This window comes from Gilliamella sp. B3023, assembly GCF_026536845.1.
GTDB lineage: Bacteria > Pseudomonadota > Gammaproteobacteria > Enterobacterales > Orbaceae > Gilliamella > Gilliamella apicola_E.
In genome coordinates this window covers 26,406-41,073 of sequence record NZ_JAFNNH010000004.1, presented here as the reverse complement: position 1 = coordinate 41,073, position 14,668 = coordinate 26,406, and the positions used below count along the sequence as shown (strand labels likewise).

At 34.0% G+C, this 14,668-nt stretch carries 14 protein-coding genes; 6 read left to right on the top strand and 8 right to left on the bottom strand.

The features are described 5' to 3' along the window. Positions 1-2 precede the first annotated feature (2 nt). From dnaA to J3U16_RS03505, 4 genes are all read right to left on the bottom strand, one after another. Entirely contained in the window at positions 3-1,355 is a 1,353-nt protein-coding gene (dnaA, locus tag J3U16_RS03520; protein WP_065562885.1) for a chromosomal replication initiator protein DnaA, read from the bottom strand. A gap of 157 nt (positions 1,356-1,512) precedes the next feature. Continuing rightward, positions 1,513-2,613: a porin OmpA gene (gene ompA, locus J3U16_RS03515; protein WP_065562884.1), complete on the bottom strand. Its 1,101-nt coding sequence runs from the start codon at positions 2,611-2,613 to the stop codon at positions 1,513-1,515. 180 nt (positions 2,614-2,793) lie between these two features. Continuing rightward, on the bottom strand, positions 2,794-3,702 hold the full coding sequence (locus tag J3U16_RS03510; RefSeq protein ID WP_065562883.1) for a recombination-associated protein RdgC: 909 nt from the start codon (positions 3,700-3,702) through the stop codon (positions 2,794-2,796). A gap of 106 nt (positions 3,703-3,808) precedes the next feature. Beyond that, positions 3,809-4,558 carry a MipA/OmpV family protein gene (locus tag J3U16_RS03505; protein WP_081299519.1) on the bottom strand — a complete coding sequence of 250 codons (750 nt, stop codon included), beginning with the start codon at positions 4,556-4,558 and terminating at the stop codon, positions 3,809-3,811. Positions 4,559-4,728: 170 nt separating this feature from the next. Between J3U16_RS03505 and J3U16_RS03500 the strand changes: the two genes are divergently transcribed. From J3U16_RS03500 to J3U16_RS03490, 3 genes are all read left to right on the top strand, one after another. Beyond that, positions 4,729-6,138, top strand: coding sequence for an aspartate aminotransferase family protein (locus tag J3U16_RS03500; RefSeq protein ID WP_110422514.1), 1,410 nt, complete (start codon positions 4,729-4,731; stop codon positions 6,136-6,138). Between the two features lie 65 nt (positions 6,139-6,203). Then, on the top strand, positions 6,204-7,253 hold the full coding sequence (locus J3U16_RS03495; RefSeq protein WP_065562882.1) for a GNAT family N-acetyltransferase: 1,050 nt from the start codon (positions 6,204-6,206) through the stop codon (positions 7,251-7,253). Next, positions 7,250-8,122, top strand: a complete 873-nt coding sequence (locus tag J3U16_RS03490) for an arginase family protein (RefSeq protein ID WP_267342507.1) — start codon at positions 7,250-7,252, stop codon at positions 8,120-8,122. The genes J3U16_RS03495 and J3U16_RS03490 overlap by 4 nt, the downstream gene beginning before the upstream one ends. A gap of 49 nt (positions 8,123-8,171) precedes the next feature. Here the strand turns inward: J3U16_RS03490 and J3U16_RS03485 are convergent, their stop codons facing one another. From J3U16_RS03485 to J3U16_RS03470, 4 genes are read right to left on the bottom strand one after another with little or no spacing between them, the layout of a single operon-like run. Further along, positions 8,172-8,573, bottom strand: a complete 402-nt coding sequence (locus tag J3U16_RS03485; protein ID WP_220225264.1) for a DMT family transporter — start codon at positions 8,571-8,573, stop codon at positions 8,172-8,174. A 1-nt stretch (position 8,574) separates the two neighbouring features. Further along, positions 8,575-8,931 carry an EamA family transporter gene (locus tag J3U16_RS03480; RefSeq protein ID WP_065562879.1) on the bottom strand — a complete coding sequence of 119 codons (357 nt, stop codon included), beginning with the start codon at positions 8,929-8,931 and terminating at the stop codon, positions 8,575-8,577. Between the two features lie 5 nt (positions 8,932-8,936). Further along, positions 8,937-9,764, bottom strand: a complete 828-nt coding sequence (locus J3U16_RS03475; protein ID WP_065562878.1) for an alpha/beta hydrolase — start codon at positions 9,762-9,764, stop codon at positions 8,937-8,939. Between the two features lie 10 nt (positions 9,765-9,774). After that, the gene (locus J3U16_RS03470) at positions 9,775-10,503 is read right to left on the bottom strand and encodes an MtnX-like HAD-IB family phosphatase (RefSeq protein ID WP_065562877.1); all 729 of its coding nucleotides are present in this window, start codon (positions 10,501-10,503) and stop codon (positions 9,775-9,777) included. 158 nt (positions 10,504-10,661) lie between these two features. Between J3U16_RS03470 and J3U16_RS03465 the strand changes: the two genes are divergently transcribed. From J3U16_RS03465 to glnS, 3 genes are all read left to right on the top strand, one after another. Next, complete coding sequence (locus J3U16_RS03465; RefSeq protein ID WP_065734928.1) at positions 10,662-11,390, top strand: winged helix-turn-helix domain-containing protein; 729 nt, start codon at positions 10,662-10,664, stop codon at positions 11,388-11,390. Then, the gene (locus J3U16_RS03460; RefSeq protein ID WP_065562875.1) at positions 11,387-12,730 is read left to right on the top strand and encodes an ATP-binding protein; all 1,344 of its coding nucleotides are present in this window, start codon (positions 11,387-11,389) and stop codon (positions 12,728-12,730) included. Before J3U16_RS03465 ends, J3U16_RS03460 begins: the two co-directional genes overlap by 4 nt. Positions 12,731-12,936: 206 nt before the next feature. Then, on the top strand, positions 12,937-14,613 hold the full coding sequence (gene glnS / locus J3U16_RS03455; RefSeq protein WP_267342506.1) for a glutamine--tRNA ligase: 1,677 nt from the start codon (positions 12,937-12,939) through the stop codon (positions 14,611-14,613). Positions 14,614-14,668 lie beyond the last annotated feature (55 nt).

The window sequence follows — 14,668 nt, the reverse complement described above, 5'->3', positions numbered from 1 at the left end:
TTTTAAGTTGATAATGTTCGAATTAAATTGGAATAATCCTCTTTAATGTCATTGCTTTCTTCTTTTAACTCTGCGATCTTCCGACATGCATGTAATACTGTTGTATGATCTCTTCCACCAAAACCATCACCTATTTCTGGAAGGCTTTTGTTGGTTAGCTCTTTCGCTAACGCCATTGCTACTTGTCTTGGTCTTGCGACAGAACGAGAACGGCGTTTAGATAATAAGTCAGAAACTTTAATTTTATAATATTCAGCAACCGTTTTTTGAATATTTTCAATAGTAATCAATTTTTCTTGTAAGGCAAGTAAATCTTTTAAAGCATCTTTGACAAAATCAATGGTGATAGATTTGCCTGTAAAATTAGCATTGGCTATAACTCGATTAAGTGCACCTTCTAATTCTCGTACGTTTGATCGTAGTCGTTTAGCAATGAAAAAAGCGACCTCTTCAGGTAATTTTATTTTGTTTTCGTCTGCTTTTTTCATCAAAATAGCCACTCGAGTTTCAAGTTCTGGTGGTTCTATAGCGATGGTTAATCCCCAACCAAACCTTGACTTCAAACGATCTTCTACACCATCAATTTCTTTAGGATAACGATCCGAAGTTAGGATAATTTGTTGGTTGCCTTCTAACAATGAATTAAATGTATGGAAAAACTCTTCTTGTGAACGCTCTTTATTTGCAAAAAATTGAATATCATCAATAAGGAGAGCGTCAACAGATCGATAATAGTTTTTAAACTCTTCAATAGCATTATTTTGTAAAGCTTTGACCATGTCTTGAACAAAGCGTTCTGAATGCATATAAACAACTTTAGCGTTAGCTTTACCTGCCATAATTTCATTACCAACAGCATGTAACAAGTGAGTTTTTCCTAAACCTGTTGAGCCATATAAAAAAAGAGGGTTGTAAGCTTTTCCTGGATTTTCAGCTACTTGTTTAGCTGCTGCAACAGCAAGTTGATTAGATTTACCTTCAACAAAGCTGTTGAAAGTATGCTTATGATTAATACCTGAATAATAAGTGTGATTATTATTATTCTCTTTTGTTGTTTTCCAAGAAGGTACAACATCAGATTTATTAATTTTAGATTTTTTTTCTACAGATAAAGTTGAACCAACTTCCAAATATAATTTTAGTGAATCATTACCCAGTAAATTATTCAATAATTGCGAAATAGTCGTTAAATATTTATTTTTAACCCAATCTAATACAAATCTGTTTGGAGCATAAATATAAAGTTTATTCTCAACCATTTCCACTTGTAACGGTCGAATCCATAAATTGAATTCTGTTGTAGGAAGCGCTTCTTGTAATTGAGAAAGACAATCTTGCCAAATCGAGGTAGACATGGCTACTCCTTTAATTGGGATACTAACAATACTGGAATAATTATAATCTTTTTTGTGGATAATTTGTAGGGTTCAAGCAAGATATAATTTAATTATTAACATATAAATGAAAAAACCCAGCCGAAGCTGGGTTCAAAGGTGTAATTAATAACAAAAACTATTTTGTTTGATCAATTACTTGGACTTCTTGCACGTTACGTGCTTTAACTTCAATTTCAACACGACGATCTGGTGCTAAACATGCTTTTAAGTCAGCGCCACGAAGTGCATTACATTTATTACCAGTAACTGGTTGTGCTTTACCCATACCGCGTGAAGTGATTATTTCAGCTGGAACACCTTTTTGAACTAAATAGTTCAATACAGTGTGTGCACGACGTTCTGATAGTTTTTGATTATAGCTATCTGAACCGATACGGTCAGTGTGACCAATTACTACGATAGCACTTTGAGTTGGGTTAATTTTAACAAGAGTTGTTAATAAATTATCAAGTGCTTGACGACCTTCTGCTTTTAAATCAGATTTTGCATAAGCAAATAGCACATCTTCATTTAAAACATAACGATTTACTTCAGTTTTGATTTCAACTGGAGCTGCAACAGATGGAGAACCTAAACGGTAAGTAATACCTAAGCTTACAGTTCCTGCATCTGGAGATGCGTGAGTTTTAGTATGAATATGTTGAACATATTGGTATTCTAAACGAGTAGAGAAATCTTCGTTAAGACGATAATCAAGACCTAAAGCATAAACTGGTGATAAATCAGTTTTTGTTTTACCACGGCCGTAAGCTTCTTTGATATCACCACTATTTTTCCATTTAGCAATAGTTACCATTCCACCAGCACGACCATAAATATCTAAATCGTCAGAAATGAATGATAGTGGGTAACTTAATTTACCAGTTAAAGAAACGCCTTGTGCTGAAACTTTACTGTTACCAGCGTTAGAATGATCACCAAGATAAGTTCTTTTATATTTTGCAGAACCTAACCAATCATAACCTAATTCAAAAGCTAAGTAAGGATTAGCTTGGAAACCAAGGAAAGCACCGCCAGCAACATTACTTCTATTAGAAGTTTTAATACCAGCTTCATCTTTATCATAACCACGAACTTTATTTGCGTCTAGATTATAAAGTTCTGACCAACCTAATTTAGCACCTACATAAAAAGTATTGTCTTCATATGCAGCATTAGCGGCAGTAGCGGTTAAACTTGCAACAGCCATTGCTAGAGCTAGAGTTGTTTTTTTCATTTTTTTGCCTCAACTTATTTGTTGTAATAGACGTTGTTTAATTTGCTTTTATTGTTTAATTTTACTTAATTTTTACGGTGTTTTATACTTAATGACCAATTATGTTACACATAATCTATTACGTATTATAGCACAATTATTATTCGGATCTAGAATAATTGATAATATATTGTAAAAAAATTAAACAATCTTATTTATAATAATATATAAATCGTTAATTGAGTTTGATAATGTGTTAGCCATAATATAGAAATCAGCTTCTAAACGTTTATCAAATTCATCAGATCCAATATCTTCATTTTCATCTAAAATAACAGAATCAAATTTAATTCTTTTCAATGTTAAGTCAGGATTAATAATAAAATTGATTCCACGTTCATCAATGATTTTAAGTTTGGTGACCCATTTACCAGAATCTAAATGAACTAACATTTCATCACTTGTAATATCTTGATTTTTACAACTGATAATCCCATTACCCTCAAGTGGATCTTTTAATTCTGCTTCATCACCCAATATAAAAGGAGGAAAACTAAGTTTTTCTCTAACCCAAGTTGTCATAATCTTTTCAAGCGGTTTTTCGATGGAAAGAGGCGTTAATGCTAATGCTCCAAGTTCTTTCCGTAAAATCGCTAGAATATCTTCAGCAAGTTTAAAACTACTGCAATCGATAATAATCCTTTTATTTTCAATGTCGATCCATAACCAATAATAGTTATATTTGCTAAATGCTCTAGGCATTAAATCGATCATCACTTCATCTTTTAATGTCGCTTTTTCATTTTTACTAAGTTTACGGCTTAATGCCTTCTCTTGCTTGTCAATCTTCTCATTTAAGGCTTGTTTGATGACAGGTGCAGGTAAAATTTTAGTTTCTTTCTTTATTTTTAATAATAAATGCCCTTGCATATCAATAATAAAATCATCCAAATTGTTATCATCGTAAGGGGATACCCAACCCATTTTGGTGGTATCTAAATTACCACAAGGAGAAAATAAAGCAGATTTGAGTGCATTTTCAATAGTCTGTTTATCCAGTAAATTATCATTATTAAGTTGATAGATAATTGCGTTTTTAAACCAAAGCATAGTGTAATTTTTCCAAAAATTAATTCATGAAAATTATTTAATTAAAATAATTAAAATAAGATTTTCACAGAAAATAAAGTATTATTAATAAGATTTAATAAAAGTATTAAAATTTATAAGATAAGCCCATATAAATGGATGTTATCGTACTATCATCAACCATAGGGCTGTCAGCTGCATCACCAGTCAGTTTATCAATATGAATTCCGCCAAAAGTAGCGATATTATCTGTTAAAGAATATTGCGCACCGATTTCAAAGTAAGGTGTAAAAGAACTATCTGCATTGAAATAGCGTAATCCTGAACGTGAAGATTCTTTATGAGATACACCATAATAATAGTCATTATGTTTACCATCAGCCCAGTTTATACCAATAGTAGGTGCGATAATTAAATTACCTTGTATATAAGGAACAGTATAGTCGGCATTAACTAAGATTCCATTACTATTATTGAGCATATCAGCGCCAATACTACTTGAAAAAATACCCCAATTAGTGGTGATATCATAATCAATTTCAGCTAACACAGTGGAATGACGACTATTAAGTTGTCTTAACTTATGATTGTCAGAATCATGAGGTTTAAATTCATTAGCAAGATAACGAACGCCAAATGATAAACTTTGATTATCGTTGTTAAAAGCGTAAATACCAGCTGATAGATCATCAATAAAAAAATAGCCATTATCATAATCAATATGAGGAACCGGATAGTAACTTGAACTATAATTTTTATATGGTGAGTTAGACCAACCCAAACCGACGCCTAATGAAGTAGGATCTGCTGACGCAATATGAGTATACCCTAAAGGAAACATTGATAATAGTGAGATTATGCAGCTTAATTTTTTCATTTTGATAACCACTCATACTGATATGATTTAAGACAATTATTGTAGTTATTTTGTCACTCAAGGCTTGTTGTCACAAAATCTATACATTAAATGTACATTGTTACAATCCATTTTCTCTGATAATAATGCCACATTTTGTCATATTTGAATATGGATTAGTGAGATAAATTATGAGTAAACCAACTTTAGAAATGATTAATAGTCGTCCCGACGATGCAACGTTATTAGCGGATGAAGCAAAATACTGTTCATTTGGTGATACCGTGCATTATGTTGAACCACCAAAGATTTTTGATGGTTGTGAAGGTAGTTACATGTATGATAAAGAAGGTAAAGCCTTCCTTGATTTACAAATGTGGTACTCTGCTTGTAACTTTGGTTATGCTAATGAGCGTTTAAATAACGTACTTAAAAAGCAAATCGATACTTTACCACAATGTGCTAGCCAGTATTTACATCCAACTAAAATCGAATTAGCAAAAACAATTGCTCAAGGTATGGAACAGCGATTCGGTTACCAAGGACGAGTTCATTTTAATGTTGGTGGTTCACAATGTATTGAAGATTCATTAAAAGTCGTTCGTAATGCTACTGGTGGTAAATCCCTGATGTTTGCATTTCAAGGTGGTTACCATGGTCGTACTTTGGGTGCATCTTCAATTACTTCGAGCTACCGTTACCGTCGTCGTTATGGTCATTTTGGTGATCGTGCAATGTTTGTACCATTCCCATATCCGTTCCGTCGTCCAAAAGGAATGACAGCAGAAGAATATGGTGAACACTTAGTTGCTGAGTTTGCACGTTTATTTGAAACTGAATATCACGGTGTATGGGATCCAAAAGTCGGACAAGCAGAATATGCTGCATTTTATGCTGAACCATTACAAGCAACGGGTGGTTATATTGTTCCTCCTCGTAATTACTTTAAAGGTCTGAAAAAAGTTTTAGATCAATATGGTATTTTATTAGTTGTTGATGAAATTCAAATGGGCTTTTATCGTACTGGTAAATTATGGTCAATTGAACATTTTGATGTTAAACCTGATGTGGTGGTATTTGCGAAAGCATTAACTAATGGTTTAAATCCATTAGGTGGTTTATGGGCTCGTGAAGAGTTAATCAATCCAGAAGTATTCCCAGTTGGCTCAACCCACTCTACGTTTGCTTCAAATCCTTTAGGTACCGCAGTTGGCCTAGAAGTATTAAAAATGACTTCTGAAACAGATTACGAAAAAATGGTAATGGATAGCGGTGCATATTTCCTTGAAGGATTAAAAACACTTGAGAAGAAACATAAAGAAATAGGCGAAGTTGATGGCCTAGGTCTTGCACTTCGTGCTGAAATTTGTACCGAAGATGGATTTACAGCTAACAAAGCATTAGTTGATAAAATGGTAGATATTGGTATGTCAGGTGATCTTGATTGGAAAGGTAACAAAATGGGCTTAGTGCTTGATATTGGTGGTTATTACAAAAATGTTATCACTTTTGCTCCTTCATTACATATTACTCGTCAAGAGATTGATCAAGGTATTGAACTACTTGATCAATTAATTACTCGAGCTAAAAAAGAACTTTAAGTCTTAAATCAAAATAATCCCGCTAATATCAATTAGCGGGAATTTCAGATCATTTATAGAAAGTTATGCGATATATCAATCAATTAGAACCTAATGAATTAATCAACAATTTTCTTTCTCATCCTCCGCGAGAGTTTACTAGCTGGATGAGTGAAGACGGTATACCTGCTTTTTCCGCTAAGTTTGATTTGCTCATAACTGCTGATGATGATTTTAAACATAAAGTTCATAAATTGCCTTTTTATAAAAAATGGCGGCATTGGTTACAACCAAAAACATGCTTTGTGGGTACAACCGTTTCAGAATATAGTTTATTGACTAATAAAATCGATGCGCATCAATTAGCTGACAATGTTAAGGCAGCTTATACAAAAAAATATCCATTTGTTATTGTTAAAGATTTGCCATCCGATTCACCTCTGCTTAGTAAGCAGGATAATCAATATTCTAAACAGATTATTGGTTCCTTAAAAGAACGGGGGTTTATTGAAGTTGAAGGACAAGCTTTAGCTTGGGTTCCAATTGATTTTGAGTCGATCGATGATTTTTTTGCAAAACTATCATACAGTCGTCGTAAAAATTTAAGAAGAAAACTAAAGTCCCGTGAAAAATTGGAGATTAACATCTTACAAACTGGTGATGATTGTTTTTTTGATGAGGCGACTCTTGATCTATATTATCAACTTTATCTGAATGTATATGAGCAGAGTGAAGTACATTTTGATTTATTAACTAAGCCATTTTTCACCCAATTACTGCAAAGCAAATCCTCAAATGGACGTATTTTTACTTATCATCATAATGGACAATTAATTGGTTATAACATCTGTTTTGTAGTGAACAATGTTTTAATCGATAAATACATAGGAATGGTTTATCCTCAAGCAAGAGAATTAAACCTCTATTTTGTTAGTTGGTTTGTTAATCTTGAATATGCATTACAACAAAAACTTAGTAATTATGTTGCAGGTTGGACTGATCCAGAAGTTAAAGCTTCTTTAGGTGCTAGTTTTACCTTAACTAAACACTTAGTTTATATACGAAACCCTTTATTAAGGGCTGTTTTGCGTAGATTAATTGGCCATTTCGAAACTGATAAGGAGAAAGTAGCATGACATCGCTAGTTATCCTTAACTTTGATCAAAGTGTAGGTGAAATTGATAATGCTAAAACGATTGATTTTACTCAGTGGCAAGATGTCATTCGCTTTGGTTGTAGTACAAAAAAATTCCAAAACTTTAAAAAGGTATTACAACAATCATTACCAGAAAGCTATGGTACGGTATTAATGGGTAGCGGTGATTACCACCATATTTCGTTATTACTTATTGAGCAGCTAGCTAAGCAATATACAGAAGAAAATCCCATTGAAATAGTTATTTTCGACAACCATCCAGATAACATGCGTTATCTGTTTGGCATTCACTGTGGATCATGGGTTAGCTATGTGGCTAGTTTACCTTTTGTTAGCCATGTACATGTATTAGGAATTACATCACATGATATTGGCCTATGGCATTTTTGGGAAAATAGATGGTCACCATTGTTTCATAAAAAACTGACTTATTGGAGCATGGATGTTAATGTCTCTTGGGCTAAGAAAATTGGTTTAAGTCATGCTTTTCGCTATTTTGATTCGCCAGATGATCTTATTACTCAGTTTCTATCCGAACAATACCGTAATACTAAACCGATATATTTATCGATAGATAAAGATGCCTTAAGTGAAGAAGTTATTCATACCAATTGGGACCAAGGAAAACTACAAACCTATCATTTATTAGATACTATTACATCTATTAAGCCCCGGATTATCGGTAGTGATATCACGGGCGAATTATCGATATGGCAGCCTAAAAATTGGTTTAAGAGATTACTAAGTTCACTGGACAAACAGCCCGAAATATCATTAGAAAAGTTAAATGATTGGCAACAAGAACAACATCAACTTAATTTAACATTATTAAAAGCTTTAAAAACCTAGCATTCAAGAACTGATATAGTTTGCCAGGTTTTTAATCCTTATCTTGAAGTTATTTAGAACGATGATGAGTATCTTTCTTCGCAAGTTTACTTTCTGCTAGTGCTAAAAACAAAATCCCTGAAACAATCAATATAGTTCCAATTAACTTAAATAAAGTGATAGGTTCATTAAATAACCAAACTGAAGCAATCATTACGGTAACAACTTCAAAATGTGAAGCTGCAAAAGCAGGTCCTACAGGCGCTTTTTTTAATAAAGTCATCCAAGTAAAGAAAGTAAAAATGTAGCCAGCTATTGATACATAGATCCAATGACCGGAAAATACCCTAACTATCCATTCAACGCTCATCGAAAGTGGCTGGGCATGTTCGGCAGCCAATTTAAAGCTACATTGTGCAATCGTATCAAACATTAATAATACGGTAAAACCAATTAAATAGAACTTAGCCATATTAAGATAACCCCACAAAGATCACACCAGCAGTAATTAAAGACATGCCAATAACACGATATACCGTCAGTAATTCTTTAAATAGAATCCGACCTACTAACATGATAGTAATGATATTAAATGAGGCGAGCAATACACCTTGGGAAAGTGGAACTAAAGTTAAAAAAGCTAACCACAGTAAAAATTCGGCAATGTAAGATGATATTCCTATCCAAATCCAATGATTTTTGGCGAGATCTAACCAATAGTACCATCCATCTCTATTGGTAGGTGATATTGCAGCATATTTAAAAGCAACTTGTCCTAAGGTATCAAAACAAATATTACTAACCCAAAGAAAAATAACTAAGGATGACATTATGCTTAAGTTCCTTCTGCCAGATTATTAAAAAATGAAGCGCACTCTTTAATTACTTCACGGCGTTGGCTATCAATAGTAATTAAATGATAACTATCATTTAATACAACTAATCGTTTTGGACCAGAAACATGCTTCTCAACTAATTTTGCATTAGTTTCAATATTGGCAATATCGTCATTACCTGAATGCATAATTAAACAAGGTGACGTAACTTTTGGTAATTCTTGGCGAACATGTTTTGCCAATAATTGCATTTCTGCTAATGCAGGAAATGGATTTCCAGCAAGTCCAGCGGATGCAGCATCGCCACTTAACATGCTTTCTGATACCACCGCTCGGATACGCTCATCTTTAAGACCATAAGGCGGTTTTTCAATAAAAGAGACTTTTTGAAAAATGCCAAGTTTTTTAAAATAGACCAATAAAAAGAAAAACTTTTTAGCCCAAAATGGCATACTCCAACCATCATAATAAAATGTAGGTGCTAGAACACCAACACCTTTAACTTGATTTGGACGATCTGCAGCAAGTTTCAACGCCAAAAGTGCGCCCATTGATAAACCTGCGACAAAAAGGTTGTCTACATGTTTAGCTAAATAATCAGCGCCATCTTGAACGCTTTTATACCAATCTTGCCAAGTTGTTTTACATAGATCTGCTTCAGTACCACAGTGACCTGCCAATTGTATTGCATAAACAGTAAATCCTGCTTTATGTAAACCATTGGCTAAAATACGCATTTCATTTGGTGTGCCAGTTAAACCATGAATTAATAGCACGCCATTTTTATTTCCTGGTAAAAAATAAGATAAATCTTCAATTGTACTCATTATTGTTCCTTTATTTCACCATCATGACTGGAATTAGTGATTGCTCTGCTTGTTTTAAAGCCTCTGTTACATCTGCAAAATTAACAATAGCAGTGTGCTTAATGTTATTTTTTTCACAGTAATTGATCAGCTTATCTTTAGCAAAAACCAGATCGACATGATGTGAAACGCAAAAATCAGAAGTACCATCACCAACATACAATATTTGAGGAAAATGTTGCTGTTGTTTTACATGATTGCATTTGCAATTACCACTTTGTTTTATACAATCCTTATTAGCGTAAGGAAACTCAAGGCGCCAACTTCTGTGATTATCATGCAATAGTTTATTAGCATAAATAGGTAAATGTTCAATACCATGACGCTTTAATACAAATTGGATAGCATAATCTAAACCATCACTAACTACATGAACTGGTATATGTTTTTTTTCGGTATACTTAATGAATGATTTAAAGCTAGAATCAATTTCAATTTTTGCCAATGCTTGATTAAGCTCCTCTAAGCTTGCGTCCATTAAGGCAATCTGTTTACTCATACACTCTTGAGAACCAATTTTACCACTAACCCACAACTCTTCGAGCTCATCACAGCCATCTTGGCCGAACTGACTAAGTAAAGTATCAGTTACATCTTTAACACTAATTGTGCCATCAAAATCACACAAAATAATAGGGTTGTGATAGCGAGTGTAAGATGGTTGAAAAAGATGATTAGTAATTGATGAAAAAGTATTCATATTCCAAGTAAAAATTGCTAGTTATAGATATTGGCGACAATTTTCTCACAAAGTGGTAGCTAACTTTGTTGGCTCTTTGTATATATTTTGTAACGAGGCTCTATTTGCCTGTATAATGAAGCATCTCGAAGTCCACTTTACGGTAAAGAGAATCAGAAATGAGTGAACGCATATTAATTATCGAAGATGATGAAAGATTAGCCAATTTAATACAAGTCTACCTAATCCGTCAAGGATATAGGGTAGATTGGCATAATAGTGGTGAAGGAGCAGAAGAAAAAATACAACAAATCAACCCTGATTTGGTTATTTTAGATGTAATGTTACCTGAAAAAACTGGATTTGATATCTGTCGAGATATACGTTCATGGTTCAGTAACTATATTCTTATAATGACGGCTAGCGAAGATAATATTGATGAAATCGTGGGATTAGAGTTAGGCGCTGATGATTATTTAGCTAAACCGGTTGAACCACGATTATTACTAGCTCGGATTCGAGCATTGCTACGCCGAAAGCAAAATGAAACAGAAAAAGAAGGCCTAAAAGAGCAAATTGCTTTATTTAACAATAATACTTTAGCCTTTGAAAATTTAGTGATTGATGGTGAAAATCGTAAAGTGTTATTAGACGGGCATGAAATAGATTTAACGACTGCCGAATTTGACTTACTCTGGTTGTTAGCTAATAACGCAGGTAAGATTCTATCTAGAGACGATATATTTTCCCAAGTTAGAGGGATTGATTTTGACGGTAGCGATCGTTCAATTGATGCCCGAATTTCTCGGTTAAGACGTAAACTCCTTGATGATCCTGATAATCCTTCAAGAATTAAAACGGTTCGAGGAAAGGGGTATTTATTCATGCGCGAAGGGGAAAACCATTGAGACAGTTATTAGCTAAACCGCTATTTTTTAACCGCCGCATCGTCTTCTATCTAGTTATTTTACTTTCATTGCAATGTATTATCGCCTATGGCGCATTATTAGTGTTTGATTCACTACCTTCATCATTAACTGATATGCCAGATGATCATATCGTTTTTCGTGAATCACAAAGAGGAACAGTCAACTTAATTCGCAAACACATTGATGAAAATAAACAGCGTCCACTGCAAGCAGTAGTTGACGAGTTACAACCATATTTTGGTTATCCAATCAAAGTGTTACCTGCAAATACAGAATTATCTCATTCTGTAAAAAAAGAACTTGAAAAACTTGATTTTGCTTATGATGGTGATGACGAAGTTGTCTATATCAATCTCAATGATGGTCATTTATTACAATTGGGGCCGATTCTAATGCGAGATATATTAGAATCAAATACCATGTCGTTGAGCGTTTTCCTTATTATTTGGGCATTATTTAGTGCCATAATCTTTTTTATATTAATCTATTTCGCGTTTAGTGCTGTATGGAAAGATCTGGTCAACATACGTCAAACCGCAGAACAACTTGGACAGGGCAATTTGAAGGCTCGAACGGAAAATGTGAAAGGTTGGCTATTCAAACCATTAGCCAATGTTTTAAATAATATGGGGACTCACATTGAGCATCTTGTCAGCACTAACCAAACAATTTCACATGCGATGGCACATGAACTACGAACCCCTCTTGCACGAATGCGATTTGAGTTAAGTATGCTTGAAGAATCTACAGACGAAGTAGAAAGATCTGATTTACAAAAAGGAATGAGTGATGATATAGATGAACTTGAAACCCTCATTAATGCTAGTTTGAATTATTTTAAAATGCAGCAAAGTAATATTGAATTAAACTTTACTACTGTATCGTTAAAACAATGGGGTGAAAAAGTTTGTCAGTCATTAGCACTATTTAAACCTAAGGGCTTTGAGCTCATTTGCCATAGCCAAGATGCTAAAGCTAAAATTGATATCAATTTGGCAGAAACTATTGTCAAAAATCTGCTACTTAATGCGTTTAAATATGCAGCCCATAAAGCAGTATTAAATATAACCAAACAAGATAACCGAGTTATTTTGGAAATTGATGATGATGGTGCAGGCATTCCTTTCGATTCTCGAGAAAAAATTTTTATGCCTTTTGCTCGCCTTGACACCAGTCGTACACGATCAACTGGTGGCTATGGGTTAGGCTTAGCTTATGTAAAATTAATGGCAGAATTTCATGACGGTAAAGCATTCGTGGTTACTAGCCCACTAGGTGGTGCAAGATTTGTCGTTTCGATAAAATCAGGAGAGGAATAACTGAAGTTAAAATTAAAATAATTGTTAAAATTATTTAGGAGTGTTATCCGTTTGAGGGTAATTATTTTTTTCAGGTAACTGAAATCTCTTGTTTTAACGTTTCGAAAAGACAAAAAATTTGCTATATTCGTCGGTCGAAGTGATAAAAGTGATAAATCTCATTTCTAAATTGGTTATGAGTAAACATATATAATCAGAGGTTTTTTATGAGCGGTGATTTACCGACAGAGAACGAAACTCGTCCAAATAACTTTATTCGTCAAATTATTGATGCGGATCTTGCTGCGGGAAAATATAAAACAACGCATACTCGTTTTCCGCCAGAACCTAATGGCTATTTACATATTGGCCATGCAAAATCTATCTGTTTAAACTTCGGTATTGCCCAAGATTATCACGGTAAATGTAATTTACGGTTTGATGATACCAATCCAGCCAAAGAAGATATTGAATATGTTGAATCAATTAAAGAAGATGTCCGCTGGTTAGGATTCGAATGGGATGGTGAGATTTGCTATTCATCTGACTATTTTGACCGTTTATATGAATATGCCATAGAGCTTATCAATAAAGGATTAGCTTATGTAGATGAACTATCTCCTGAAGAAATTCGAGAGTATCGAGGCTCCTTAACACAACCAGGTAAAAATAGCCCTTATCGTGATCGAAGCATAGAGGAAAATTTAGCATTATTTATCCAAATGAAAGAGGGTAAATTTGCTGAAGGTAAAGCTTGCTTAAGAGCGAAAATCGACATGGCTTCACCTTTTATTGTTATGCGTGATCCAGTTTTATACCGTATTAAATTTGCCGAGCATCACCAAACTGGTAATAAATGGTGTATCTATCCGATGTATGATTTTACTCACTGTATTTCGGATGCTATTGAAAATATAACCCATTCACTTTGTACGCTTGAGTTCCAAGATAACCGTCGTTTATATGACTGGGTTTTAGATAATATTACTATTCAAGCTCGTCCTCATCAGTATGAGTTTTCTAGATTAAATCTAGAATATGCTATTACCTCAAAACGTAAATTAACACAATTGGTTGCCGAAGAAATTGTTGATGGTTGGAATGATCCTCGTATGCCAACCGTTTCAGGTTTACGCCGTCGAGGTTATACACCAGCTTCAATTCGTGAATTTTGTCGTCGAATCGGGGTAACCAAACAAGAAAATACCGTTGAAATGAGTACACTTGAATTTTGTATTCGAGAAGATCTCAACGAAAATGCACCACGAGCAATGGCGGTACTTGATCCGGTTAAAGTGGTAATTGAAAACTTTTCAGAAACACTTGATGAAGTCTTAAGTATGCCAAATCATCCTAACAGGCCAGAACTCGGTCATCGCGAAGTAACATTTACACGCGAGATTTATATTGATCGAGCTGATTTCAGAGAAGAAGCTAATAAAAATTATAAGCGTTTAGTATTAGGTAAAGAAGTCCGTCTACGTAATGCTTATGTGATACGCGCTGATCGTGTTGAAAAGGACGCAGAAGGTAATATTCAAACTATTTATTGTAGTTACGATCCGGCAACATTAAATAAAAATCCTGAAGATGGACGTAAAGTTAAAGGCGTTATTCATTGGGTATCAGCCAAGTATGGTAAACCTGCTGAAATTCGTCTTTATGATCGCTTATTTAGTACCCCAAATCCTGGTAGCGCTGAGGATTTCTTATCAACTATCAATCCAAATTCTTTAATTATTAAACAAGGATTTGTTGAGCCTAGTTTGAAAAAAGCCAAAGCCGAACAAGCTTATCAATTTGAACGTGAAGGTTATTTCTGTCTTGATAGTAAGTATGCGACAGAAGATAAATTAGTCTTTAATCGAACCGTAGGCTTAAGAGATAGTTGGAACGAAGCTTAATCATAGAGAAGCTTAGTTATATAATAAAAAACGCCAACTTTAGTTGGCGTTTTTT